The sequence below is a fragment of the Plantibacter sp. VKM Ac-2885 genome, from assembly GCF_015351205.1.
In the GTDB taxonomy this organism is placed as follows: Bacteria; Actinomycetota; Actinomycetes; order Actinomycetales; family Microbacteriaceae; genus Plantibacter; species Plantibacter auratus.
In genome coordinates, this window is sequence record NZ_JADKSK010000001.1 from 988922 (window position 1) to 1014784 (window position 25863).

Annotated in this window: 21 protein-coding genes; 10 read left to right on the top strand and 11 right to left on the bottom strand. The window is 70.8% G+C overall.

The window, feature by feature from the left end:
• Positions 1-53: 53 nt before the first annotated feature.
• Entirely contained in the window at positions 54-1151 is a 1098-nt protein-coding gene (locus tag ITJ66_RS04850; protein ID WP_228501489.1) for a Glu/Leu/Phe/Val dehydrogenase family protein, read from the bottom strand.
• A 164-nt stretch (positions 1152-1315) separates the two neighbouring features.
• On the opposite strand from ITJ66_RS04850, the gene ITJ66_RS04855 reads away from it, so the two are divergent.
• From ITJ66_RS04855 to ITJ66_RS04865, 3 genes are all read left to right on the top strand, one after another.
• Positions 1316-2236: an AEC family transporter gene (locus ITJ66_RS04855; protein ID WP_194599398.1), complete on the top strand. Its 921-nt coding sequence runs from the start codon at positions 1316-1318 to the stop codon at positions 2234-2236.
• Between the two features lie 160 nt (positions 2237-2396).
• Complete coding sequence (locus tag ITJ66_RS04860) at positions 2397-3989, top strand: amino acid permease (protein ID WP_194643785.1); 1593 nt, start codon at positions 2397-2399, stop codon at positions 3987-3989.
• Positions 3990-4148: 159 nt separating this feature from the next.
• Positions 4149-5729: a DUF4832 domain-containing protein gene (locus ITJ66_RS04865; RefSeq protein ID WP_194643787.1), complete on the top strand. Its 1581-nt coding sequence runs from the start codon at positions 4149-4151 to the stop codon at positions 5727-5729.
• A gap of 26 nt (positions 5730-5755) precedes the next feature.
• Here the strand turns inward: ITJ66_RS04865 and ITJ66_RS04870 are convergent, their stop codons facing one another.
• Positions 5756-6631 carry an exodeoxyribonuclease III gene (locus tag ITJ66_RS04870; RefSeq protein ID WP_194643789.1) on the bottom strand — a complete coding sequence of 292 codons (876 nt, stop codon included), beginning with the start codon at positions 6629-6631 and terminating at the stop codon, positions 5756-5758.
• Positions 6632-6802: 171 nt separating this feature from the next.
• On the opposite strand from ITJ66_RS04870, the gene ITJ66_RS04875 reads away from it, so the two are divergent.
• Positions 6803-7501, top strand: coding sequence for a DedA family protein (locus tag ITJ66_RS04875; protein ID WP_192018816.1), 699 nt, complete (start codon positions 6803-6805; stop codon positions 7499-7501).
• 90 nt (positions 7502-7591) lie between these two features.
• Here the strand turns inward: ITJ66_RS04875 and ITJ66_RS04880 are convergent, their stop codons facing one another.
• A complete protein-coding gene (locus ITJ66_RS04880) occupies positions 7592-8542 on the bottom strand; it encodes a LysR family transcriptional regulator (RefSeq protein WP_194643791.1) in 951 nt (316 codons plus the stop codon).
• Positions 8543-8613: 71 nt separating this feature from the next.
• Here ITJ66_RS04880 and ITJ66_RS19980 point away from each other — a divergent pair, with 71 nt between their 5' ends.
• Positions 8614-8736, top strand: coding sequence for a hypothetical protein (locus ITJ66_RS19980; protein ID WP_255376692.1), 123 nt, complete (start codon positions 8614-8616; stop codon positions 8734-8736).
• A gap of 90 nt (positions 8737-8826) precedes the next feature.
• Here the strand turns inward: ITJ66_RS19980 and ITJ66_RS04885 are convergent, their stop codons facing one another.
• The 5 genes from ITJ66_RS04885 to ITJ66_RS04905 form a co-directional block, all read right to left on the bottom strand.
• Positions 8827-9591, bottom strand: coding sequence for a FadR/GntR family transcriptional regulator (locus ITJ66_RS04885; protein WP_194643793.1), 765 nt, complete (start codon positions 9589-9591; stop codon positions 8827-8829).
• 53 nt (positions 9592-9644) lie between these two features.
• The gene (locus tag ITJ66_RS04890; RefSeq protein WP_194718745.1) at positions 9645-10433 is read right to left on the bottom strand and encodes a 3-oxoacyl-ACP reductase; all 789 of its coding nucleotides are present in this window, start codon (positions 10431-10433) and stop codon (positions 9645-9647) included.
• 109 nt (positions 10434-10542) lie between these two features.
• Entirely contained in the window at positions 10543-11907 is a 1365-nt protein-coding gene (locus ITJ66_RS04895; protein ID WP_137242375.1) for an aldehyde dehydrogenase, read from the bottom strand.
• A complete protein-coding gene (locus ITJ66_RS04900) occupies positions 11904-12740 on the bottom strand; it encodes a gamma-glutamyl-gamma-aminobutyrate hydrolase family protein (RefSeq protein WP_191940441.1) in 837 nt (278 codons plus the stop codon). The genes ITJ66_RS04895 and ITJ66_RS04900 overlap by 4 nt, the downstream gene beginning before the upstream one ends.
• A complete protein-coding gene (locus ITJ66_RS04905; protein ID WP_079704999.1) occupies positions 12727-14094 on the bottom strand; it encodes a glutamine synthetase family protein in 1368 nt (455 codons plus the stop codon). Before ITJ66_RS04905 ends, ITJ66_RS04900 begins: the two co-directional genes overlap by 14 nt.
• Positions 14095-14333: 239 nt before the next feature.
• Between ITJ66_RS04905 and ITJ66_RS04910 the strand changes: the two genes are divergently transcribed.
• The 3 genes from ITJ66_RS04910 to ITJ66_RS04920 all read left to right on the top strand — a co-directional run bounded on the left by ITJ66_RS04910 (position 14334) and on the right by ITJ66_RS04920 (position 20268).
• A complete protein-coding gene (locus tag ITJ66_RS04910; protein WP_194643795.1) occupies positions 14334-15890 on the top strand; it encodes an amino acid permease in 1557 nt (518 codons plus the stop codon).
• 161 nt (positions 15891-16051) lie between these two features.
• Positions 16052-16600: an orotate phosphoribosyltransferase gene (pyrE, locus tag ITJ66_RS04915; protein ID WP_175116436.1), complete on the top strand. Its 549-nt coding sequence runs from the start codon at positions 16052-16054 to the stop codon at positions 16598-16600.
• A complete protein-coding gene (locus ITJ66_RS04920) occupies positions 16600-20268 on the top strand; it encodes a hypothetical protein (RefSeq protein WP_194643796.1) in 3669 nt (1222 codons plus the stop codon). The genes pyrE and ITJ66_RS04920 overlap by 1 nt, the downstream gene beginning before the upstream one ends.
• A gap of 24 nt (positions 20269-20292) precedes the next feature.
• On the opposite strand, the gene ITJ66_RS04925 is transcribed toward ITJ66_RS04920, so the two are convergent.
• Positions 20293-21333, bottom strand: a complete 1041-nt coding sequence (locus tag ITJ66_RS04925; RefSeq protein WP_194643798.1) for a zinc-dependent alcohol dehydrogenase family protein — start codon at positions 21331-21333, stop codon at positions 20293-20295.
• 60 nt (positions 21334-21393) lie between these two features.
• On the bottom strand, positions 21394-22191 hold the full coding sequence (locus ITJ66_RS04930; protein WP_079705004.1) for an HAD-IIA family hydrolase: 798 nt from the start codon (positions 22189-22191) through the stop codon (positions 21394-21396).
• A gap of 170 nt (positions 22192-22361) precedes the next feature.
• On the opposite strand from ITJ66_RS04930, the gene ITJ66_RS04935 reads away from it, so the two are divergent.
• Both ITJ66_RS04935 and ITJ66_RS04940 read left to right on the top strand, forming a co-directional pair.
• Positions 22362-22967: a TrmH family RNA methyltransferase gene (locus ITJ66_RS04935; protein WP_086473183.1), complete on the top strand. Its 606-nt coding sequence runs from the start codon at positions 22362-22364 to the stop codon at positions 22965-22967.
• A 247-nt stretch (positions 22968-23214) separates the two neighbouring features.
• On the top strand, positions 23215-23535 hold the full coding sequence (locus ITJ66_RS04940) for a hypothetical protein (RefSeq protein WP_079705005.1): 321 nt from the start codon (positions 23215-23217) through the stop codon (positions 23533-23535).
• Positions 23536-23965: 430 nt separating this feature from the next.
• On the opposite strand, the gene ITJ66_RS04945 is transcribed toward ITJ66_RS04940, so the two are convergent.
• Entirely contained in the window at positions 23966-25843 is a 1878-nt protein-coding gene (locus ITJ66_RS04945; protein WP_192018810.1) for a YhgE/Pip domain-containing protein, read from the bottom strand.
• Between the last annotated feature and the right edge of the window lie 20 nt (positions 25844-25863).

Consider the following 25863-nt stretch of genomic DNA (forward strand, 5'->3'; position numbering starts at 1 on the left):
TGGCGACCGACGGCCCGTCCACCCGCTCCGGGTGGACGGGCCGTTCGCCGTCGTCAGACCGCTGCGAGGACCCCGCCGGCCGCATCGATGCGGGCCATCGCGAGGCGTTCGGCGGCGACGAGCGTCGTGATGCCCTCCGCTGCGGCGTCCCGGTAGATCGACTGCACGGTCCGCCCGATCGCCGACACCCGCTGTTCGATGGCCGCGGCGTCGGCGCCCGGTTCCGATGCCATGGCGAGGTAGATCACCCCGCCGGCGTTCGCCACGAAGTCCGGCGCCCACAGGATGCCGCGCTCCTCGAGGGCCACCGCGTCGGCGCGGGAGGCGAGCTGGTTGTTCGCCGCCCCGACCACGGCGCGACACCGCAGCTGCCCGATCACCCGGGCGTTCAGGGCGCCGCCGACACCGCACGGCACGAAGAGGTCCGTCTCGACGAGGTGCTCGTCGCCCGGTTCGATCCAGCTGGCGCCGATCTCCTCGGCGAGGGCGCGCTTCCGTGGGTCGACGTCGGTGACGATGAGGCGAGCCCCCTCGGCTGCGAGCCGCCGGGCCAGACGGCCGCCGACCTGGCCGAGCCCGGAGATCGTCGCCCGGTGGCCCGCGACGAGCGGGGTGCCGAAGACCGTCTCGAGCGTCGCGGTGATGGCCGCGTGCACGCCGGCCGCCGTCGCCTCGCTCGGTTCGCCGACACCTCCGCGGTCCGCCGGCAGCCCGCTGACGTGGTCGGTCCGCTCGGCGACGACGGCCATGTCCTCGGCGGTCGTGCCGACGTCCTCCGCGGTGCGATACGCGCCGCCGAGCGCTTCGACCGCGTCGCCGAGGTCGAGCATCGCGGCGCGACGCTCCGCGGGGTCGAGGGTCGTGCCGACGGGCAGGTGGATGACGGACTTGCCGCCGCCGTGCGCGAGACCGGCGGCCGCGTTCTTCATCGTCATCCCCGCGGCGAGGCGGAGGGAGTCGTCGACGGCCTCGAGCCAGGACCCGTACCGCCAGAGTCGCGCGCCGCCGAGGGCCGGTCCCAGGGCGGTGGAGTGCAGGGCGACGCTGATGGTCAGCCCGGAGCGCGGTCCGCGGGTGATGGAGAGGCGTTCGTGGGGGAGGGTGGTGCTGTGCATCGCGTCGCTGGACGCGACCGGGTCGAATGACGTCATCGTCGGATCTCCTCGTGGGTGATTGGTGCGGGCTCCTGGTGGGAGCGGATCACGGGGCGTTGGTGGTGCCCGGCTCTCCTCCCCAGATTCTCCACGCCGACCGCCCGCTCCACAACCGTCGGCTCGACCGGGCCGCCGGACGGGCTGCACCTAGGCTGGACGGCATGGGTGGAGTGCTGACGGGGTTCGCGATCATCGGCACCGTCATCCTCGTCGGCTACCTCGCCGGGCGTCTCGAGGTCGGGGGCCCGACGACCGGGCATGTGCTCAACCGGGTGGCGTTCTTCGTCACCAACCCGGCGCTGCTGTTCACCGTGCTCGCCACGGCCGACCTGCACGAGGTGTTCAGCAGTTTCATCTGGGTCGCCCTCGCGAGTGCCCTGTCGGCCGCCGCACTCTTCGTGCTGCTGAACGCCGTGTGGCTGCGCAAGGACCTCTCCGTCGCGACGATCGGTGCGCTCGGCTCGGGCTACGTCAACGCCAACAACATCGGCATCCCGGTGGCGGTCTACGTCCTCGGTGAGGCCGGCTACGTCGCCCCGGTCATCCTGCTGCAGCTGCTCGTCTTCGCTCCGATCGCGCTCACCATCCTCGATGTCAGACAGCGCGGCTCCGTCTCCTTCCTCGGCATCGTGACGCAACCCTTCCGCAACCCGATGATCGTCGCGTCGATCATCGGCGTCGTGCTCAACCTGTTCGGCGTCCGGCTCCCCGAGCCCGTCATGGCTCCGTTCGAGCTCCTCGGCGGCGCAGCCGTGCCGCTCATCCTCATGGCGTTCGGGATGTCGCTGCACGGCATGCGGCCGTTGCAGGCCGGCAGCGGACGTCGGGAGATCTTCGTTGCGACGGCGATCAAATCGGTCGTGATGCCCGGGTTCGCCTACCTCATCGCGCACTTCGGCTTCGGGCTGAGCGGCACGCCGTTGTTCGCCTCGGTCGTGCTCGCGGCCCTCCCGGCGGCCCAGAACGTCTACAACTTCGCCAGCCGCTACGAGCAGGGTGTCACGCTCGCCCGCGACACGGTCCTGCTGACGACCATCCTCTCCGTGCCGGTCCTCGTCGTCGTCGCCGCCCTGCTCGCCTGACCCCCGTAACCGGTCCGTCCGGAGCGCCTCTGTCCTCCGAAGAATGGACAGCGATGGCCGGAAATGCCGAACGTTCGCGACTACTCTTGGGCGGGCACGACTGAGATATACCACCGTCCAGTCCGGCGGAGCGCCGTCGGACCCGACCCGATGGGACGACATGACCGAAGGCACGACCCCACGACACGAACGTTCCGGAGACTGGGCCGAATCCCGCGAGACCGTCGGCGACGAGATGCTCGCCGTGCAGGACTTCTCCGGTGAGGAGGAGGGGTACCACAAGACCCTCAAGCCGCGGCAGATCCAGATGATCGCGATCGGCGGCGCGATCGGTACCGGGCTCTTCCTCGGTGCGGGCGGGCGCCTGAACAGCTCCGGCCCGGCGCTCATCCTCGTGTACGCGCTCTGCGGGTTCTTCGCGTTCCTCATCCTGCGCGCTCTGGGTGAACTCGTCCTCCACCGCCCGTCCTCGGGCTCGTTCATCTCCTACGCGCGTGAGTTCTACGGCGAGAAGATGGCGTTCGGCGCGGGGTGGCTGTACTTCCTCAACTGGGCGATGACGTCGATCGTCGACGTCACGGCGGCCGCGCTCTACGTCAAGACCTTCGGCAAGCTGTTCGGCTGGAAGGAGCTCGAGGACTTCCCTCAGTGGGTGTTCGCGCTGGTCGCCCTCGTGATCGTCCTGTCGCTCAACCTCGTGTCGGTGAAGCTGTTCGGCGAGATGGAGTTCTGGTTCGCGCTCATCAAGGTGTCGGCGCTCGTGATCTTCCTCATCGTCGGCGTCTGCTTCATCATCTTCGGTGGCCGCACCGACATCGGCCCGGTCGGATTCTCGGTCATCGGCGACAACGGCGGGCTGTTCCCCGTCGGGGCGTTCGCGCCGATGATCGCGATCTCCGGTGTGGTGTTCGCCTACGCGGCGATCGAACTCGTCGGGACCGCCGCAGGTGAGACGGCCGAGCCGAAGAAGATCATGCCGAAGGCCGTCAACACGGTCATCTTCCGCATCGCGATCTTCTACGTCGGCTCGGTGCTGCTCCTCTCGCTCCTGCTGCCCTACACGGCCTACGAGGCCGGCGAGAGCCCGTTCGTCACCTTCTTCTCGCACATCGGGTCCGAGCAGGCTGGGGCGGTCTCGGCGTCGGTCATGAACTTCGTGGTCCTGACCGCGGCGCTGTCGAGCCTCAACGCGGGCCTCTACTCGACCGGTCGCATCCTCCGCTCGATGGCCGTCAACGGTTCGGCCCCCGCGTTCACGGGCAAGATGAGCAAGAACGGCGTCCCGTTCGGTGGGATCCTGCTCACGGCGGCCCTCACCCTGCTGGGTGTCGGCCTCAATGCGCTCGTGCCGTCGAAGGCGTTCGAGATCGTGCTCGAGATCTCGGCGATCGGCATCATCGGCGGGTGGGCGACGATCATCCTCTGCCAGATCCAGCTGCAACGCTGGGCGAAGCAGGGCAAGGTCGAGCGGCCGTCGTTCCGCCTGTTCGGGGCGCCGTTCACGTCGTATCTGACCTTGGCCTTCCTCGCCTTCGTCCTCGTGACCATGGGTTTCTCGGAGACCGGCCGCTGGGTCCTCGCCTCCCTCGTCGTCCTCATCCCGCTGCTCATCGTCGGATGGTTCGCCGCCAAGCCGCGGATCATGGCCGCGGCGGCCGCCCGCGAGGGGCACACGGGTACCTGGCCGGTGGTGGCCGAGCGCCCCGCCATCGATGCGAACAAGCGGAAGCGCGGGGGCGCACCGCGGTCCTAGCGGGAGCGCGGACGCCGGCGGGTCCGCCGTTCGGGGTGAATCGCTAAGCGATAGTGATCACTTCGGGTCGGTTTCGAGCATTCCCTTGCACCTCGGGTGCCGGTTCAGCAGGATGTGGGCAACCTCTTCCGTGCACCACCGGACCCCGCTGGAGTTCCCGTGAACCGTCGTCTCCGTCTCGTCGCCGTGCTCGCCGCGTGCGGCATCGTCGTCGCCACTCCGCTGAGCGCTGCGGCGCAAGCACCTGCCGCGATCCCAGCCGACACGGTCGCCTACGAGCCGAGCGATGCGATCATCGCGAATCCCGAGCGCGGCTTCGACCACACGAACAACACCCACTACTACCCCGAGGGGACCGAGGGCGGGCCGGGGTACACGCCGCTCGACGTCGCCACCCTGGCGGCCTACCGCGAGGAGGGCATCACCGAACTCGTCCGCGTCTTCTACATGGAACGATTCGTGGCCGAGCCGACCCTCGACCCGGCCTGGCTCGCGCTCGTCCAGGCTGACTTCGACGCGGCTCGCACCGCCGGCATCTCGATCATCCCCCGCTTCGCCTACCTCGCCGGAGGCGACTGGCCCTACACGCCGCCCTACGGCGACGCGCCGCTCGACATCGTGCTCACCCACATCGAGCAACTCACGCCGATCTTCCAGGACAACGCCGACGTCATCTCGGTCGTGCAAGCCGGCTTCGTCGGCCTCTGGGGTGAGGGCTACTACACGGACCACTTCGCCGCGGACCCGGCGAACCCCGGTGTCCTCACGGACGAGGACTGGGCGAAGCGTCGCGCAGTCGTCGAGGCACTCCTCGAGGCGGTTCCCGCCGACCGCTCCATCCAGGTGCGGACCATGAACATGAAGCAGAACATCCTCGGGGTGCCGTCCGGGACCGCTGGGGCCATCACCGAGGCGCAGGCGTTCGACGGCAGCGCCATCTCGCGCATCGGTCACCACAACGACTGCTTCCTCGCGGCACCCGACGACTGGGGCACGTACCTGTCCGACCCGATCTCGCTCGATCAGGACTACCTGGCGCAGGAGAGCGACTGGGTGCCGGTCGGCGGTGAGACCTGCAACGTGAACCCGCCGCGGTCGGAGTGGGCCACCGCCTCGGCTGAGATGGAGCGATACAACTTCAGCTACCTCAACTGGGACTACCTGCAGGACGTCCTGCAGTCCTGGGGGCAGGAGAACCTCGACACCACCGCGAAGCGACTCGGCTACCGCTTCGTGATGACGGAGAGCTCGGTCGTGGACGGCTCGCTCTCGCTCACGGTCCGGAACGACGGTTGGGCGGCTCCGTACAACAGCCGGCCCGCCTACCTCGTGCTGTCGAACGCCGAGCGCACGGTGCGCGTCCCGTTCGGTTCGGACGCCCGCACCTGGGGTGCGGGGGAGACCGTCACACTCCAGGCGTCACTCGCCGACGTCCCGGCCGGTCGTTACGACACCGCGCTGTCGTTGCCGGCCACGCACGAGTCGGTCGCGGCGAACCCGCTCTACGCCGTCCAGACGGCGAACGTCGGCACCTGGGACGCGGCGACCGGCGTGAACAGCCTGCGGCGTCAGGTGAGTGTCGGCGCCGATGGCGTCGTCATGGCCGAACCGGTGGCCGGTGCTGCGGCCAGGCTGCCCGACACGGGCGTCTCGTCGCTCGCTCCCGCGGTCCTCGGCGGTGGCGTGGTGGCACTCGGAGCCCTCACACTCCTGCTGGCCCGCCGGCGTCGGAACGCCTGACCGGACTCGAGTGAAGGGGCGACGGCTCAGCCGAAGATCATCGGCGAGTCGTCGTCCTCTTCCTCGGAGAGGGTGAAGTCGAGGTCGACGACGACGGGAACGTGGTCGCTCGGACTGTCGCCCTTGCGCTCGTTGCGGTGGATCGACGCCTCGACGACGTGGTCCGCGAAGGCCTGCGAGCCGTAGATGAAGTCGATCCGGAGGCCCTCGTTGCGCGGGAATCGGAGCTGCTTGTAGTCCCAGAACGTGTAGCCCTCGGGGACGAACGGTCGCACGGTGTCCTGGAGGCCGGCGTCGACGAAGGCGGCGAGGGCGGCGCGCTCCGGCGCGGAGATGTGGGTCGAGCCAGGGCCGAAGCTCGGGTCGCCGACATCGGAGTCGAGCGGCGCGACGTTCCAGTCACCCATGAGCGCGAGCGGCAGCTCGGGGTTCTCGGCGAGCCAGGAGCGGGTGTCGGCTTCGAGCGCGGCGAGCCAATGGAGCTTGTAGTCGTAGTGCGGGTCGCCGACCGCGCGGCCGTTCGGGACGTACAGGCTCCACAGGCGGACGCCGTCGACCGTCGCGCCGATGGCTCGCGCTTCGAGCGGCAGGCCGTCGGCGTCAAAGCCCGGACCGTCCAGCGCGAGGCTCGCCGGGGGCTTGCCGAAGCCCGGCATGTCGGGGAAGCCGATCTGCACGTCCTCCATCGGGAGGCGGCTGGCGATGCCGACGCCGTTCCACTGGCTGAGCCCGTGCAGCTCCACCTGGTAGCCGGCCTTCGTGAAGGCCTCCATCGGGAACTGTTCGGGCTTGCACTTGAGCTCCTGCATGGCGAGGACGTCGACGTCCTCACGGACGAGCCAGTCGACCACGCGGCCGACGCGGGTACGGATCGAGTTGACGTTCCAGGTGGCGATGCGCATGCCCCAACGCTATCGGTTTCCTTTCTCAGGAGACCTCCGGCGTGTCGCCCCGGGGAAGGCTCGCCACGCCGGAGAGGTCCTGAGAAACGGCCGGTTCGGTGGAACCGACGGGTGGGGGATTGAGCGGAGGTTCCCAGGGATGGCGAGCGGGTGTCGCGTAGCGTCGAGGGCATGACGACGTCCACCGCCGCCACGTTCAGCCTGTCCGCCGCCTCGACCGGAGGGGACAGTGCCCTCGGAGGGGTCGCCGACTGGGCGGTCGACCTCATGGAGACGTTGGGTGGTCCGGGAGCCGGGCTCGCCATCGCCCTCGAGAACCTCTTCCCGCCGCTGCCGAGTGAGATCATCCTGCCGCTCGCCGGATTCGCCGCCAGTCAGGGCAAGCTCGGTCTCGTCGAGGTCCTCATCTGGACGACGGCCGGTTCCGTGATCGGCGCGCTGGCCCTCTACGCGATCGGCGCCGTCCTCGGACGTGACCGCATGCGCCGCCTCGCCGAGCGGGTCCCGCTCGTCCACGTCGAGGACGTCGACCGCGTGGAGGCCTGGTTCCAGAAGCACGGCTCGAAGGCGGTGTTCTTCGGTCGGATGCTGCCGATCTTCCGGAGCCTCATCTCCGTCCCCGCCGGTGTCGAACGGATGCCGGTCCTGCGGTTCACGCTGCTCACCTTCGCGGGCAGTGCCATCTGGAACACCATCTTCGTGCTCGCCGGGTTCTTCCTCGGCGAGCAGTGGCACATCGTCGAGGAGTACGCGGGCATCCTGCAGAAGGTGGTCATCGCGGGCGTCGTGATCGCCGTCGGCGTCGCGGTCTGGAAGGGCGTGAAACGGTATCGCCGGGAGCGCAGCGGCGCCGGTCGGGCCGAGGGCTGACCGTCGCGCCGGGACCGTTCTCAGGACTCTTGCGGTGTGTCCGCGGTCGCCGCTACCGGCGCACCGACGGACTCCTGAGAACGGCCCCGCTCACACCCAGCGGGGCGTGGTGAGTTCCTCGGGCTCCGGCGCGGTGTGCGAAGCGGCGACCGACTGCGCCTCCACGCGGATCGCGTCGAGGACGGTCCGCACCGCCAGGCGTTCGGCGCGGTCGGGACGCGACAGCGCGACGATCCGTCGCGTCGCGTCGAGCCCCGCGAGCGGACGGAGGACGATGCCGCGCTCCGGCCCGCTCGCCGTGTATCGCGGGAGGAGGCCGATGCCGAGGCCCGCCGCGACCATCGCCTCCGCGATGCGGTTGTCGCTCACCCGCTGCACCACTCGGAGCTCGCCGCCCGATTCTGCCTCGATGCTGCGGAGCAGGCGGTCGAGCGGATAGCCGACCGGCACGCCGATCCAGGACTCGTCCGCGAGGTCCGCCGGGGTCAGGACGGCCTGTCCGCTGAGGCGATGCCCGACCGGCAGCACGACGTCGAGCGGCTCGGAGAGCAGCTGCGTGATGCGGAGACCGCGACGGACCCAGTTGCGCTCGCCGCTGATCGCCTGCGCGATGACGATGTCGAAGTCGGCCGCCAGATCGGGGAAGTCCTCGAGGTCGGGGTCTCGGTCGCTCACGACGACCCGCAGGCCGGGTACCGCTTCGAGCGTGCGGAGCACGGCGGGGACGACCATCTGCCCGAAGGTGGGGAAGGTCGCGACCGTGACGGTGCCGATCGGACGGTTGCGGTACTCGTCCCACACACTCGTCGCCCGCTCGATCGCGACGGCGACGTCCGTGGCGCTGGCCGCGAGTGCCCGGCCGGCGTCGGTGAGGACGAGGCCGCGGCCACGTCGTTCGGTGAGCGGCAGACCGGCCTCGCGCTCGAGGACCTTGAGTTGTTGGGAGACCGCGGACGGGGTGCGGTGCGTGGCCTCCGCGACGGCGTGCACGGTGCCGCGCTCGGCGAGTTCGCGGAGCAGGTCGAGTCGGCGGACGTCCATGTAGCGATGCTACCGAGTGACGTCAGTATTGTTCGCTTGTCCTTCACGCCCAACAGGCGTTTCATAGAACCGTGACCATCTATCTCGGCATCATCGCCCTCCTCGCTGCGAGTGCAGCCGTCGGATCGGTCGTCGTCGTCAAGCGCGACGGCTACCGTGCCATCCCGGCCCGCACCTACCCGAAGTCCTTCTAGGACCTCGCACCCGCCGGCCCGACCGGCGCATCCGACCTCCTCGCGACTCGTCGCCGGGAGGTCGTTCCATGTCCGCGCCGCGACAGGCGCTCAGGCGAGGAAGCCGCGGAGGAGCGCCTCGGAGCCGGCGACGTGCTCGGCCATCGCCTGCGCCGCCTCCTCGGGGTGACCGCGCAGGATCGCCTTGACGATGCGCTCGTGCTGCTCGTCGGAGTGCGCGATGTTGACCGCCAGCAGTGGGATGCCGTTGAGGAGTTCGTTGACCCGCATGCGCGACTCGGCGACGAGCGGCAGCAGGCTGGGGGCACCCACGAGCTCGGCGATGAGCAGGTGGAGGCGGGAGTCGTGGCGGCGGTAGTCGGCGGGCGCCGCGTCCCGGCAGTCTCCGAGTGCCTGCCAGAGTCGTTCGCGGTCGGCGCCGGACAGCTTGCACTGCGCCGCTTCGCGCGCCGCACCGACCTCGAGGATGCTGCGGAGCGTGAGCGTGTCCTCGATCTCCGCCGCCGAGATCGTGACCCTGCCGACCTCGGGGGAGTCGGCCGCGTTCATCGCTTCGTCGTCGGGCAGCTCGTCCATGACGAACGTCCCGCCGTAGCGCCCGCGCCGCGAGGTCAGGTAACCGGCCTCGGTGAGCGCGGCGATCGCATCCCGCACGGTGTCGCGGCTGACCCCCTGCATCGTCGCGAGTTCGCGCTCGGCCGGTAGACGGCCGCCCGGCTCGATGAGCCCGAGGCGGATTGACTGCAGGAGCCGCTGGACGGTCTCCTCGAAGGCGTTCCCGGCGCGGCCCGGACGCAGGAGGAGCTCGGCGCTGAGCACCTCGGTCGCCTCGTCGCCCTTCCGCGTCTCGCTCATCGGATCAGTCTATTTCCCCGGGGTCGCGTCCCCCGCCCGGGCATGTCGTCAGCTCATTCCGGTGTCACGTAGGCGGAGGAGATGCCGCCGTCGACGAGGAACGTCGACCCGGTGATGAAGGACGAGTCGTCGCTCGCGAGGAAGGCGACGGAGGCGGCCAACTCCTCGGGCTCCGCGAACCGACCGAGGGGGATGTGCACGAGTCGCCGCTGCGCGCGCACCGGGTCCTTCGCGAAGAGCTCCTGCAGCAGCGCGGTGTTGACGGGACCCGGGCACAGGGCGTTGACACGGATGCCCTGCCGCGCGAACTGCACGCCGAGCTCGCGGCTCATCGCGAGCACCCCGCCCTTGGACGCCGTGTACGAGATCTGCGAGGTGGCCGAACCGAGGACGGCGACGAACGACGCCGTGTTGATGATCGAGCCCTTCCCCTGCCGCACCATGTGGCGGATGGCGGCGCGCGAGCACAGGTAGACCGACTTGAGGTTCACGTCCTGCACGCGCTCCCAGGCCGGGAGCTCGGTCGTCTCGATCGAGTCGTCGTCGGGTGGGGAGATGCCGGCGTTGTTGAAGGCGATGTCGACCGAGCCGTAGGTCTCGGCCGCCGTGTCGAACAGGTGGTCGACCTGCGCCTGGTCGGTCACGTCGACCTGGACGAAGAGCCCACCGACGAGCTCGGCCGCCGCCTGGCCGGTCGTGGGGTCGAGATCGCCGATGACGACGGTCGCGCCCTCCGCGGCGAAGCGCTTCGCGGTGGCGAGGCCGATGCCGCTCGCGCCGCCGGTGATCACGGCGACCTTCCCGGCGAGTCGCTGGGTGAGGTCGATGGGGGTGATGGTCATGTGGTGCTCTTTCTCTCTGCCCCGCCCTTCGACAAGCTCAGGGACCGGGGTGGTGCTCAGGGACCGGGGTGGTGCTCAGGGACCGGGGTGGTGCGGCCCTTCGACAGGCTCAGGGACCGGGGTCGACGGCGAGGAAGACGTTCTTCGTCTCGGTGAAGGCGAGCGGGGCGTCGGGACCGAGCTCGCGCCCGAGACCCGACTGCTTGAACCCGCCGAAGGGGGTGGAGTAGCGGACGGAGGAATGGGAGTTGACCGACAGGTTGCCCGACTCCACCGCTCGTGCTGCCCGCATCGCACGGCCGATGTCGCGGGTCCAGATCGAGCCGGAGAGGCCGTACTCCGTGTCGTTCGCGAGCGTGAGGGCGTCGGCCTCGTCCTCGAACGGCAGGACGGCGACGACGGGACCGAAGATCTCCTCGCGGACGGTGCGGTCGTCGCGGCCGGGCGTCAGGACCGTCGGCGCGAACCAGTACCCCGGGCCGTCCGGGGCGCTCCCGGTGAAGGCGACCGGCGCGCCCTCGGGCACGTACGAGCGTACGGCGGCCAGGTGCGGGGCGGAGACGAGCGGCCCCATCTCGGTGGCCTCGTCGTTCGGATCGCCGACGACCACACCCTGCACGGCCGGCTCCAACAACTCCATGAACCGCTCGTACACGCTCCGCTGCACGAGGATCCGGCTCCGAGCACAGCAGTCCTGGCCCGCGTTCTCGAAGACGCCGTAGGGGGCGGCGGCGGCCGCGCGTTCGAGGTCGGCGTCTGCGAACACGATGTTGGCGCTCTTGCCGCCGAGTTCGAGGGTGACCCGCTTCACCTGCTCGGCTGCGCCGGCCATGATGCGCTTGCCGACGGCGGTCGACCCGGTGAAGACGACCTTCCGGACGGTCTCGTTCGTGACGAAGCGCTCGCCGACGACCGATCCGCGGCCCGGCAACACCTGGAACAGGCCCTCGGGCAGGCCGGATTCGAGGGCGAGTTCCCCGAGGCGGATGCTCGTCAGCGGCGTCCACTCCGCGGGCTTCAGGACCACGGCGTTCCCCGCCGCGAGCGCCGGCGCGAACCCCCAGGCGGCGATCGTCATCGGGAAGTTCCACGGGGTGATGATGCCGACGACGCCGAGCGGTTCGTGGAAGGTGAGGTCGATGCCGCCCGCGACGGGGATCTGCTGACCGAAGAGCCGTTCGGGTGACGCCGAGTAGTACTCGAGCACGTCGCGGACGTGACCGGCCTCCCACCGCGCCTGGGTGATGGGGTGGCCCGAATTGACGACCTCGAGGCTCGCGAGGTGCTCGCGGTCGGCGTCGACCGATGCGGCGAAGCGGCGGAGCGCCTGGGCGCGGTCGGCGGGGCTGACGGCCGCCCAGGACCGCTGGGCGACGGCGGCGCGGGCGATGGCGGCGTCCGTCTCGGCGAGGTCGAGGTGCTCGACGGTCGTGACGACGTGTTCGTTCGCCGGATTGAGGATCGTGTAGCTCACGGTGTGGTGCTCCTGCTCTCGGTGCCGGGTGTGGTGCTGGTGCTGCGTCCTGCGGTGGTCCCGGCGTCGCGGTGTCGACGCGCGGCGTCCACGAGCCCGGCGAAGAGACGCCGGTCGGCCGTCTCCTCCTCGGGGTGCCACTGCACGGCGAGACCGAAGGGGACCGTCGGCAGCTCGACCGCCTCGATGACGCCCTCCTCGGTGCGAGCGGTGACGACGAGCCCGTCGGCGACGCGGTCGATCGACTGGTGGTGGTAGACGTGCACGTCGAGCTCGTCGTCGTCCTGCCGGAGCAGCGCGGCCAGTCGCGAGTCGGCGTCGATCGCGACGGTCTTCGGCCCGAAGACGCCCTCGCCGGGCTGGAAGGAGTCGTCGCCGACGAGGTCGGGGAGGTGCTGGACGAGCGTCCCGCCGAGCGCGACGTTCAGCAGTTGCGCGCCACGGCAGATGCCGAGGAACGGCAGCTCGGCGTCGATCGCCGCCGTGAGCAGCGCCTCCTCCCAGGCGTCCCGGTCGGTCCGTGGCCGACCCGTGCGCGGGTGGGCGACCTGACCGTACAGGCCGGGGTCGACGTCGGCGCCACCCGAGACGATGAGGCCGTCGAGGCGGGCCAGCACGGATGCGGCCACGGCACGGGTGACGGGCTGGGGTGGGAGGAGGACCGCGATCCCACCCGCATCCGTCACGGCGTCGAGGTACACCTTGGGGAGGAAGGACGCCGGGACGTCCCACACCCCGGTCTGGGCCTGTTCGAGGTAGGTCGTGATGCCGATGAGTGGAGCGCTCGAGACGGGCGGGTCGGTCGCTGGGACGTTCGGGTCAGAGGCGTTCAAAGCCGCGCACCCGCTCCCAGTCCGTCACCGCGGCGTCGAAGGCGGCGAGTTCCACCTTCGCGAAGTTCAGGTAGTGGTCGACGACCTCGTCACCGAAGGCCTCGCGGGCGATCGTCGACTGCGAGAAGAGCTCGGCCGCCTCCCGGAGCGACGTCGGGACGCGGGGCGCACCGCCCGTGTAGGCGTTGCCGCTGGTCGGGTCCTCGAGCTCCAGTTCGTTCTCGATGCCGTGCAGTCCGGCGGCGATGAGCGCGGCGACGGCGAGGTACTGGTTGACGTCGCCGCCCGGCACCCGGTTCTCGACGCGCATGCCGAGCCCCCGGCCGACGACCCGGAGTGAACAGGTGCGGTTGTCGTGTCCCCAGGCGACGGCCGTCGGGGCGAAGCTGCCGTCGACGTAGCGCTTGTAGGAGTTGATGTTCGGGGCGAAGAACATCGTCAGCTCGCGCATCGCGGCGAGCTGCCCGGCCAGGAAGTGCCGGAAGAGCTTCGACATGCCGTCGGGCGCGTCGGGGTCCGCGAACACGGCCGAACCGTCCTCGCCGCGAAGGCTGATGTGGATGTGGCAGCTGTTGCCCTCGCGCTCGTCGAACTTCGCCATGAAGGTGAGGCTCTTGCCGTGGGCGTCGGCGATCTCCTTCGCCCCGTTCTTGTAGATCGAGTGGTTGTCGCAGGTGACGAGGGCGTGGTCGTAGCGGAACGCGATCTCCTGCTGCCCGAGGTTGCATTCGCCCTTGACGCCCTCGCAGTACATACCGGCGCCGTCCATGGCGTTGCGGATGTCGCGCAGCAGAGGCTCCATGCGGGTCGAGGCGAGGATCGCGTAGTCGATGTTGTAGTCGGTGGCGGGGGTCAGCTTCGTGTAGTCCTTCGCCCAGGCCTCCCGGAAGGTGTCGTCGAAGACGAGGAACTCGAGCTCCGTTCCGACGAACGGGACGAGGCCGCGTTCGGCGAGCCGCTCGAGCTGGGCGATGAGGATCTGGCGGGGCGAAGCGACCACCGGGGCGTCGTCGAGCCACTGGAGGTCGGCGGTGACGAGGGCCGTGCCCGGCAGCCAGGGCACGCGGCGGAGCGTGGAGAAGTCGGGGATCATCGCCATGTCGCCGTAGCCGCGCTCCCAACTCGACATCGCGTAGCCGTCGACCGTGTTCATCTCGACGTCGACCGCGAGCAGGTAGTTGCAGCACTCCGCCCCGTGCTCGGCGACGTCCTCGACGAAGAGGCGGGCCGAGACGCGCTTGCCGACGAGTCGGCCCTGCATGTCGGTGAACGCGAGGATCACGGTGTCGATCTCGCGCGCGGCGACGGCCGTCGTGAGCTCCTCGAGCGTCAGGTTTCCTGAGCGTGGGTGCATGGCAGCTCCTCGTTGATCCGGGGGACCCGTCGTCGGCGTTCTGCCTCGATGGAGAACTGAAAGGTCGCGAACCCGACCATTACATCACAGCACCTCCAGCGGATCGAAGCATTTCCGAGATGGATTTCCCCACAAAGGTATGTACACACGACCATTGCAGGTCCTAGAGTCGGGCCAACCGAATCTGAGGACGTTGTGCGAGCCCGACGAGCGCGCAACCCGAGCGACAGGACGCATCGATGGCTGACGACACGCGCAAGATCTCCGGGGTGACCTACACCGCGGCCGGCGAGGGGTACTTCGAGAAACGCAGCCTGAAGCGGTCCGCCGGGGTGTGGGGCCTCTGGGGTCTCGCCGTCGCGGCGGTCATCTCCGGCGACTTCTCCGGCTGGAACTTCGGCATCGACTTCGCCGGGTTCGGCGGCATGCTCATCGCCTTCGTCATCCTCGTCGCGATGTACTACGGCATGATCTTCTCGATCGGGGAGATGGCCGCGGCGATGCCGCACACCGGCGGGGCCTACTCCTTCGCGAGAGCGGCGATGGGACCACTCGGCGGGTTCGTGACCGGCCTCGCGGAGACCATCGAGTACGTCGCGACCACGGCCGTGATCGTGTACTTCTCGGCCTCCTACGCCGACGCCATCACGAGCGAGCTGCTCGGCTTCTCCATGCCGTCGCCCGTGTGGTGGGCGATCCTGTACGTCGCGTTCATCGCGCTGAACTCCGCGGGAGCGAGCATCTCCTTCCGCTTCGCCATCGTGGTCTCGATCATCTCCATCGGCATCCTGCTCGTCTTCTCCGCGATGGCGATCTTCTCCGGACAGTTCGCCTGGGCCAACCTGTTCGACATCGCCCCCGACGCGGGCCAGACCGAGTTCCTGCCGCACGGCGTCCTCCCCATCCTGTTCGCCCTGCCCTTCGCGATGTGGTTCTTCCTCGGCATCGAGGAGCTGCCGCTCGCGGCGGAGGAGTCCCACAACCCGGTGCGCGACATCCCGAAGGCCGGGTTCTGGGCTCGTGGCACGCTCATCGTGACCGGCCTCCTCGTCCTCTTCCTCAACACCGGCGTCATCGGTGCCGAGGCGACCGGGACGGCAGGGGAGCCCCTGCTCGACGGCTTCCGGGCCATCGTCGGTGACGGCGCGGCGGCGGTGCTCGCCCTCTTCGCCCTCATCGGGCTCCTCGCCTCGTTGCAGGGCATCATGTTCGCCTACGGTCGCAACATGTACTCGCTGTCCCGCGCCGGGTACTACCCGCGGTTCCTCTCGCTCACCGGCAAGCGGCAGACGCCGTGGGTGGCCCTCGTGGCCGGGGCGATCATCGGGTTCATCGCGTTGCTCATCGTCGACGCGGCCGGCGGATCAGGCGGCGTCGCCGGGGCGATCGTGCTGAACATCGCTGTCTGGGGCGCGGTGCTCGCGTATCTCATGCAGATGATCGCGTTCCTGCTGCTGCGGAAGAAGTTCCCGAACGCCAAGCGGCCCTACGTCAGCCCGTGGGGTGTGCCGGGGGCGGTCATCGCAGCCGTCATCGCCGCGCTCATCTTCGTCGGCTTCCTGCTCAACCCGACGTTCCTCCCGGCGATCATCGCGATCGTCGTCGTCTACGTCGTCATGCTGGTCGCCTTCGCGGTCTGGGGTCGCCACCGGCTCGTCATGTCACCGGAGGAGGAGTACGCGGTCTCGGGCGGCCTGCACGGCGACCCGGAGACGGAGGGCTACGGCGGCGCCACCGAGGCGGAGTTGCTCGCAGCCGACCGTCCCGAGGACCCGGGCTCCGGCACCGCGCGTTGACCCCCGGACGCAGCCGCCCCGACGCAGACCGGTGGCGGCGTCGCGTCCCGAGCCCCGGCGAGTCGTGCCCGACACGCCGGGGCTCTCCTGCCTCGGTGACGCGGACCGCCCCCATCCGGGCGACTGCGGCGATGGGGGTCACAGCTTGTAGACTCGTCGGCGTGACGGACGCACGAGCTCAGCTCATTGACCACATCTCGGCGGAAGCCGTGTTCCACGGTGACTTCACCCTGACGAGCGGCAAGAAGGCGACGTACTACGTCGACCTCCGCAAGGTGAGTCTCGACCACCGCGTCGCGCCCCTCATCGGGCAGGTCATGATCGACCTCATCGCCGACGTCCCCGACGTCTTCGCGGTCGGTGGCCTCACCATGGGTGCCGACCCGGTGGCCGCCGCGATCCTGCACCAGGGTGCCGCGCGCGGACTCACCTACGACGCGTTCGTCGTCCGCAAGGAGCCGAAGGACCACGGCCGCGGCAAGCAGGTCGAGGGCCCCGACCTCCAGGGCAAGCGTGTGATCGTGCTCGAGGACACCTCGACCACCGGTGGGTCGCCGCTCAAGGCGGCCGAAGCGCTCGAGAAGGTGGGAGCCGAGGTGGTCGCCGTCGCCGTCGTCGTCGACCGCGCGACCGGCGCCCGCGAGATCATCGAGGCCGCGGGCTACCAGTACCTGGCCGCGATCGGCCTGGAAGACCTGGGACTCGTCTGATGTCCAGCGACGGAACCGGACGCGGCGGGGCCGGGCTGCCGGACGAACCCGCGGACGGAACCGACTGGCTGCTCTCGCAGCTCGACGCCGACGACACGGAGGCGATCGAGACGCAGCCCACCACCGACGCGGTCGACGAGCAGCCATCGGCAGCCGTCGCTCCAGTGCCCGCTGACGACGACGACCGGACGCGCGTCCTCCCGGTCGTCGGCGACACCGATGCCCAGGCCGCTGCTTCACCCGTGCCCACGCCGGTCCCGGCCGAACCCCAGTGGTCCGTGCCCTCCGTGCCGGATGCGCCCGCGACCCCGACGGCCGCTGAGCCGACGCGGGCTCCGGTCGAGCCGCTGCCCGCTCCCGTCGAACAGACCCCCGCTCCCGTCGAGCAGACGCCCGCTGCCGCCGAGCCGACCCCCGCCGCCCCGGCCACCGCTCCCGGCGAGTTCGCGAGCGAGGCCGAACTCCTCGCCTGGTGGCAGAGCCAGGTGCCGAACCCGGCCGACGACACCACACCGGTCTCGGCGCCGCCGACGCCGGATGCACCCAGCGCGGAGCCCGTCCCACCCGCCACGCCTGCAGCCCCGGCTGACCCGATGCCTGAGGCTGCTCCCGTCCGGTCGGAGGGTCTGCGTCACCCGAACGCCCTCGAACTCCCGGTCGTCCCGCCGACCCCTGCCCCGGCATCGCCTGTCCCGCCCGCCCGCAACGAGCTGACGGTCGACACCGACTCCGTCCTCCAGCACGCGCCCGCAGGCACCTTCCGGCCCGCGCCCACGAACCGGGTCGTCCTGCCACCGGTCGACGACGAGCCCTGGAGCCTCGGCGGCAGCGACGACACCGACGCCGATCCAGTGGCCGCGGAGGATGTCTCGACGGCCGTCCTGCCCACGGCCCGAGCACTCGCGGCCGACGACCCGGCGGCCTGGGCCGCGGTCGAAGCGGAGGAGACCGCCGCGACGACCTCCACCTCGACGCTCGCCGGCGGCACTCCCGCCGCACCGCAGCCGCCCACCGCCCCGCCGGTGACGCCGACGCCGCCCGCCGCGGACCACGACGTGCCGTCAGGCTCCGCGACGACGCCCGACACCGAGGCGCAGGACGACGATCTCCCGGAGGGCTCTTGGAGCCTGTCCGAGACGTTCGGCGACGACGTCCTCGGTGGCGAGACCGTCGAGGTCCGTGACACGACGATCGACGCTTCGGCGCCCACCGCCGCGCGACCCGACGAAACCCCGGCCGACGAAGCAGCTGCCGACGACGTCTGGACCGCCGAGCCGGCGACTGCCGAGGCCTCCGCACCGCGCACGGATCCGTTGGCCTGGTTGACGGAACCGTTCGGTGAGACGTTCGGCGCCGCGCCGGCGGCACCGGACGAGCAGCCGTCCGAGGACCCGCAGGCGGAGCCGGTCGAGGAGGCGCCCCAGCAGGTCGACACCGCGGACGAGTCCGTCGCCGTCGCCGCCACCGAGGAGGCGACGTCCCCGTCCGCGAGCGAGCCGGTCCAGCCGACCGCCGACTCGGACCCCGAGTCCGCATCCGACGGCATCGTCGCCTCCGAGCCGATCACCCCCGCGGCACCGTTCCGCTGGGACACGGTCGCAGCGGCATCGCCCGCGAGTGCAGCGGAGCCGACCTCGCCCGCCGACGTCCCGTGGCCCGAGACGGTCCCCGACGTCGACGCCGAGCCGCTCGATGAGACGCGGCCGTTCGACAGCCTCGGCGGTCCGGGCTTCTCGGCCCTGGCGGGTGCCGCAGCAGCAGCCGTTCCTCCGGCGTCGACACCCGTCCCCGACGCCGATACCGAGCCCGACCGCCACGATGCGCCGGCCGACGACGACGCGACGGACACCGCCGACGTCCCCCCGGCCTTCGGCCCGCCGACCCCGAAGGCCGAGCGTTCCATCACGGAGCTCATCTCCCTCGACGGCGTGCAACCCGAGCCCACCGTCAGCCCCTTCGGCACCGCGCCATTCGTGTGGGACCTCGCGCCGAACGACGCCCTCGACCCGCTCGTACACGCGGCTCCCACGACCCAGCCCATCCCGGTCCCGCCGGTGGAGTGGGAGGGCGCCGAGTCGTCAGCCGTGAGTGCGGAGTCCCCCTCGGAGCTCGCGCTCGAGGGCGAGGTGCCCGATGCCGCGTTCATCGCCGGCGACGTCCAGCCCTTCGCTCCGGGCCTCGCCGCCGTCACGCTCGGTCGCCCGCTGGTCGACGGACCCGGCGACGAGTTCGCCAGCTGGACCGACGACGCGACCGACACCGACAGCTCCGCGCCGGACGCCGCGCCGATCGTCCCCGCCGCGAACGACACGGTCGACCTCTTCCCGACGCTGTCGCTCGGTGGGTTCGACGCAGCCGTCGCGGCCGGTGGCCTCGCCGCCGCAGGGGCCGCAACCGCTGCCGGTGCCGCTTCCGGCCTCGGCTCGGGCGCCGACTCCGACGACACGGAGACCTCGGCCGACCGCGACGCCGACTCCGCTCCCGAGACGGCACCGACCCCCGTCATCGATACTCCTGCTCCAGAGACCCCGGCGTTCGCCGTCGACCCGGAGGAGCTCGACGACGAGTTCGACGAGGAGATCGTCGAGTTCGACGCCGTCCCACTCGCTGCGGCGGGCGTCACACCGCTGCCGTCGTTCGTGCCGGACGGGACCGTTGCCGACGGTACAACCGAACCCACCACGGATCCCGCGGCGTCCGATGCCCCACTCGCCGACGAGGGCTCGATCGACTTCGAGCCGGTCGGCGAGCCCGAGCCGGTCAGCGAGGAGCTGCGGCTCGAGTCGCTGTTCGACCTCGGACCCGAGACGGATGCGGTCCAGGTCGCCCCGGCCGATGACGCCGCGACCGACGGTGAGCCGGCTGCCACGCCGCTCGCCGACACCGAGCAGGCCGACGGCACGGCCACGGTCGCCCCGTCCGAGCCGTCCGATCAGCCGGACGCCACCGCCACGGCGGAGGCGGCCTCGGCACGGTCGCTCGCCGACACGTTCGCCGCCGAGGGCGGCTGGTCGCTCCAGGCCGACGCGATCGCCGACCCCGATCTCCCGCTCGCCCCCATCCCAGGCCTCGTCGCCGCCGACGATACCGATGTCGACGACACGGACGCCGACGACGACACCGGCGGGTCACGACGAACCGGGGCCCACGCTGCCGGAGCCGACGACAGTGCTCCGCACACCTCCCCGGTGGCCGAGCCCGATGTCGCCTCGAACACCGTGCCCACACCCGTGATCCCCGCCTCGGTCTCCGTCTTCGGCGCACACGCCGCGGCCGTCTCCTCGCAGGGACCGGTCGCGAACGTGCCGCAGACGGCCCCGGCCGCGCTCCCCGGCGAGACGGTCGCATTCCCGGAACTCGACGGCGCGAGCGCGCTCACGACCCCGGCCGCGGCTGCTGGTATCGTCGGCGCCACGTTGCCCCCACAGGCCACGCAGTCCGCTCCCGACCGCGACCTCCCCGAATACCGTGGAGAGCACGCGGATCAGGGCATCCCGAAGGCGCTGCTCTGGGCGGTCGTCGGGCTGGGTGCCGCGGTCCTGCTCCTGCTCGCGTTCTACTTCGGAACGCTCGTCGGTGCCGCGAACGCGGCCGGTGCGGCTGCAGACGCCACGATGCCGAGCGTGTCCGCAGGGTGGTCGACGGCCGGAGCCCCGGACACCGTCTGACGACGCACCTGACGCGGTCGCGGGTCAGGCGACGTCGATGACGGTCACGCCCGTCGAGCGGTCGCCGGACGCCAGGGCGACGAGTGCTGCCGGTGCCTCGTCGAGGCCGATGCGGTGTTCGATGAGGTCCTGCGGGCGCAGCGCACCGCTCGCGACGAGGTCGAGCAGCTCCGAGTAGTCGGACGCCGGCATGCCGTGGCTGCCGTGGAGTGACAGCTCCTGCGAGATGATGCGCGGCAGCGGGAGTGTCGGTTCGCTCGAGAACAGCCCGATCTGCACCTGACGGCCCATCGGCGCCAGTGCCAGGAGGCTGAGGCGCATCGTGGACTCACGCCCGAGGGCTTCGACCGACACCTGCACGCCCGCCGGCGCGGCTTCGGCGATGCGCGTGAGGACGGCGTCCTCGTCGAGCCCGCTCGAGTCGATCGTGTGCGTGACGCCGATCGACGCCGCGCGCGCCAGGGCAGAGGCGTCGATGTCGACGGCGATGACCTCGGCACCGAGCGCGACGCCGATCATGGCCGCGCTCAGCCCCACGCCGCCGCAGCCGACGACGAGCAGGCGCTCCCCGCTGCGGAGCCCGGCGCGGTGGACGAGCCCGCGGAAGGCCGTCGCGAAGCGGCACCCGAGGAGGGCGGCGGCGCCGGCGTCGAGGGACTCGGGCACCGGGATGAGGTTGACGTCGGCGTCGTGCAGGGCGACGAGCTCCGCGTAGGACCCCCAGTGGGTGAAGCCCGGCTGCGTCTGGTTCGGGCAGACCTGCCCGTTCCCGGCGAGGCACTGGGCGCAGCGTCCGCACGCGCACACGAAGGGCACCGTGACGCGGTCGCCCACGCGGAACCGCTCGACGGCGGGGCCGACGGCGTGGATGCGCCCGACGAGTTCGTGACCGGGCACGTGGGGGAGGGCGATGCCGTCATCGTGCCCGAGCCAGCCGTGCGCATCGCTCCGGCAGAGCCCCGTGGTCTCCACCCGCACCACGACGCCGGCGTCGGACGGCACCGGATCCGCGACGTCGCGGACCTCGGGCTCGGCGGTGAACTGGTCGTAGACGACGGCGCGCATGGAAGTCCTCGGTGCGTGGCGGGGCGGAGTGGATCGGTGTGGCTGGTGGTGGCGGGGGGCCTAGATCTCGACCTCGACGGGCTCGGTCTTCACGAGGTCGATGACGCCACTCAGGATCTCGTTCGGACGGAACGGGTAGCGGTTGATCTCGGCCTCGTCGCTGATGCCCGTGAGCACGAGGATCGTGTGGAGACCGGCCTCGATGCCCGCGACGATGTCGGTGTCCATGCGGTCGCCGATCATGCCGGTGTTCTCCGAGTGGGCGCCGATCTTGTTGAGCGCCGATCGGAACATCATCGGGTTCGGCTTGCCGACGACGTACGGCTCCATGCCGGTGGCCTTCGTGATGAGGGCCGCGATGGCGCCGGTCGCCGGAAGCGGGCCGTCCTTGCTCGGTCCGGTCGCGTCCGGGTTGGTCACGATGAAGCGCGCGCCGCCGGCGATGAGACGGATCGCCTTCGTGATGGCCTCGAACGAGTAGTTGCGGGTCTCGCCGACGACCACGTAGTCGGGGTTCGTCTCCGTCATGGTGAAGCCGGCCTCGTGGATGGCCGTGGTGATCCCGGCCTCCCCGATGACGAACGCCGAGCCGCCCGGCTCCTGCTCGGCCAGGAAGGCGGCCGTCGCGAGAGCGGAAGTCCAGATGAACTCCTCGGGCACGTCGAGCCCGGACGCGCGCAGTCGGGCGCTCAGGTCGCGCGGGGTGAAGATCGAGTTGTTGGTGAGCACCAGGAAGGGCGTCCGCTGGTCCTGCCACTGCTGCAGGAGCGCGGCGGCACCAGGGAGGGCGTGGTTCTCATGGACGAGCACGCCGTCCATGTCGGTGAGCCAGCATTCGACCTCGTCGCGTCGTGACATGCGTTCCTCCAGGTGCTCCGTGCGGGCTGCGCGAGCGCTGCGCCGCGGGGGTGGCGCGGCGTCGGGCCCGGACCTCCAGTGTGGCACGGCGCGGGTAGGGTTGGCTGGTGCCAGAGACCCCGCTCCACCCGGACGACCCGGTCGCCGGTCCCGATCAGGCCGAGAGCCCGATGGCCGGCGTCGGTCCGTGGCAGGGGGAGTGGCCGGACGACCCCTGGTACGACCCCGAGCTGCTGCGCGACGGCGACACCCGGAACGTCGTCGACCGCTACCGGTACTGGTCGATGGAGGCCATCGTCGCCGACATCGACGACCACCGCCACCCGTTCCACGTCGCCATCGAGAACTGGCAGCACGACATGAACATCGGGTCGATCGTGCGCACCGCCAACGCGTTCGCCGCCGACACCGTCCACATCGTCGGCCGCCGTCGCTGGAACAAGCGCGGAGCCATGGTGACCGACCGCTACCAGCACGTCGAGCACCACGTCGACGTCGCGGCGCTCGTCGCCTGGGCGTCGGTGGCCGAGCTGCCGATCATCGCGATCGACAACGTGCCGGGATCGGTCCCGATCGAGACGTTCAGGCTCCCCGAGCGGTGTCTCCTCCTCTTCGGACAGGAGGGGCCCGGACTCTCGCCGGAGGCGCTCGCCGCGGCCGATGCGGTGCTCGAGATCACCCAGTTCGGGTCGACGAGATCGATCAACGCCTCCGCGGCAGCGGCCGTCGCGATGCACGCCTGGGTCATGCAGCACGTCTCCTTCGACGCATCCTGATCGGGTTGGCCCCCGTCCGCGGGTGGTTTCCGACGGCACCGCTGCGCCTACCTCAGGAACACCTCAAGATTCCCTCAATTGACCCTTCGGTCCCCCAAAGTGCCGACACCGCCCGGCATACTGTCTAGCGGAGCAACACTCCACCGCTGAACCCGAATCCCTCCGGCACCCGAAGCCACCGAGGGCCACCGTACGGACCCGAATCCGTGCGGTGCGAATCGGCGGTCACCCGAAGGATGAATCGAAGATGACGCACCGTTCTGCCCTGGGAGCCTCGCCCGAACGAGGAACCCGCCCGTCCAAGGTCCGTGGCATCGCCGCGCTCGCCGTCCCCGCAGCCCTCGCGGTCGCCCTCATCGTCGGCGTCGCCGCGCCGGCTCAGGCCGACGCCCGGGTCGACGAGGCGTCGAGCTCGATCAGTGCGACACAGACCGGCTCGGGCGAGCTCATCGCTCCGGCCGGTGCGTTGTTCGCGTCGCTCCTCATCTGGGGGGCCGGAGCCGCGTTCGCGACCCGTCGTCGGATGCTCGCCGAACAGCGCGAGGAGGCGTCGCTGCTCTCCAGCTGATCAGCGCGCTGCACCCGCAGCTGGTCGCCGTGGCCCGAACCACGCCGCTCAGCTGTTCCAGACGGAACGCGCCCGTTCCGTCGCACCGGTGGCCGCCGGGAGTCCCCCCACTCCCGGCGGCCTCCGGTGTTTCCGGGGTACGACGGCGGGGTCTCCGCCACGGACGACGGCCGGTCCGTCCGGTGGCTCGACGACGTTCCAGAGAATCTGCCGCGTTCCGCGTCATGATCGCGCCTCCGGTCGATCACTCAAGGGAGTGCAACGCTGTCGGGCGGACCCGAACCCGGATCGACGCGGCATTCAGACGCCGACGTCGAACGATGCCCGACCCGAATGGGCGTCGCACGCAGCAGGCGGACCACACGCGCCGGAGCGTCGTCCCACCCGAGGACGACGCTCCTGCGCGAGCTCCTGCGCGCTCGACCGGTGCCTAGCCGATGAGGCTCGGTCGGAGGTCGCGGAGCGTCCTGGCGTGCGTCATCCGCGTCACGCCGATCGCCGAGAGGCTCAGCGCGATCGCCAGCCAGGCGAGCAGGACCCCGGCGTCCTGCAGCGCGGCGTCCATCCGTCCGCCGTACATCAACTGGCGCATGCCGTCGACCGCGTAGGACATCGGGAGCACGTGATGCAGGGCCGCGAGCGGCGCCGGGAGTGTCTGCCACGGGAACGTCCCGCCGGCGGTGACGAGCTGGGCGACCATGAGCACGAGGCCGAGGAACTGCCCGACGCTGCCGAACCACACGTTGAGGGTCAGGATGATCGCCGCGAAGGTGAGGGACGCGAGCGCCATCATCCCGTAGGTCGCGAGCGGGTTGTGGACCTCGAAGTGCAGGGCGCCGGCGAGGATCCCGAACAGCGCGACCATCTGGATCGTGCCGAGGAGGCCCGGCGTGAGCCAACCGGCGACGGTCACCTTGATGGGGCTGTGGAGCGCGGTGATGGCGCGCCGCGAGACCGGCTTGACGATGAGGAAGAGCGCGTAGATGCCGATCCAGGCGGCGAGGCTGACGAAGAACGGAGCGAGTCCTGCCCCGTAGGTGCCCGCGCTCGTCACCGAGGAGTTGGTCAGTTTGACCGGATCGGCGATCGTCTTGGCCTGGAGTTCGCGGGAGTCCGCGGTGGTCGCGGGGATGGCGTCCGCGCCGGACTGCAGACCGTCGCGGAGGGTGACGATGCCGTCACGGAGGGTGCCGAGGCCCGTCTGCAGGGTCGTGAGGCCGGTCTGCAACGATGCGGCACCGTCGGCGGCCTGCTGCGTCCCCGAGGCGAGCGCGGGCATGGCGTCGCTCAGCGTCCGGGCGCCCCCGGCGACCTGCTGGGCACCGCTGTTGAGCTGGTCGACCTGCGAGACGACGGTCTGGACGCGCTCGTTCGCCGTCGTGGCGTCGGCGGCCACCGGGTCGAGCAGTGCCAGCACCTGGGCGATCTGCTCGGGGGTGAAGCCGTTCTCCGCGAGGGTCTGGGAGATCTGCGCACGGGCCGTGGGGATCGAGTCCACGAGTCGCTGGGCGGCCGCGCCGACCTCGTCGCCCTTGCCGGCGAGGGTCGACGTCCCGGACGCCACCTGCTCGGCGCCCGAGGCCAGCTGGTCGGTCTGGGCGGGCAGGCTGGCCGTCCCCGAGGCGATCTGCGCGGTGCCGGAGGCGAGGGTCGCCGCACCGGCCTGGGCGGTCCCGGCGCCGTCGAAGGCCTGCTGTGCGCCGTCGGCCAGCTGCGTCGCGCCCGAGGTGGCGTCGACGAGCTTCGTCTTGATCGTGTCGAGCGCGATGAGGAACCGGCCGGCGGCCTGGCGGTTCACCGTCTGCACGATGGTCGCCTTGATCTGCTTGACCGCCTGCTCACCGATCGTCGTCGCCAGGTAGCTGTTGGCGTCGTTCGTCGTGAGCTGGACCGTCGCCTGCTGCGGGGCGTCGCCCGACGCGGAGGTGAGGGAGGTCGAGAAGTCGGCGGGGATCGTGACGCTGAAGTCGAAGGTGCCGTCGTTCACGCCCCGGGCGGCGTCGGCCGCGCTGACCTCGTGCCAGGCGAACGATCCGTCCTCGATGAGCTGGTCGGCGATGTCGTCGCCGTAGTTCTCCGTCTCGCCTGTCGCATCGCCGGTCGTGTCGTCGGTCGCCGGCGCACCGGTGTCCTCGACGACGAGCGCCACGGGAACCTGGTCGAGCTTGGCGTACGGGTCCTGGTTCGCCCAGAGGTACAGGCCGCCGTAGAGCAACGGGACGCACATGAGGGCGACGAGGGCGAGCCGCGACATGGGCGTGGCCCACAGGCGGGACAGTTCGGCGCGGATCATCGCGAAGATCTTCACAGGAGGTCCTTCTGGGGACG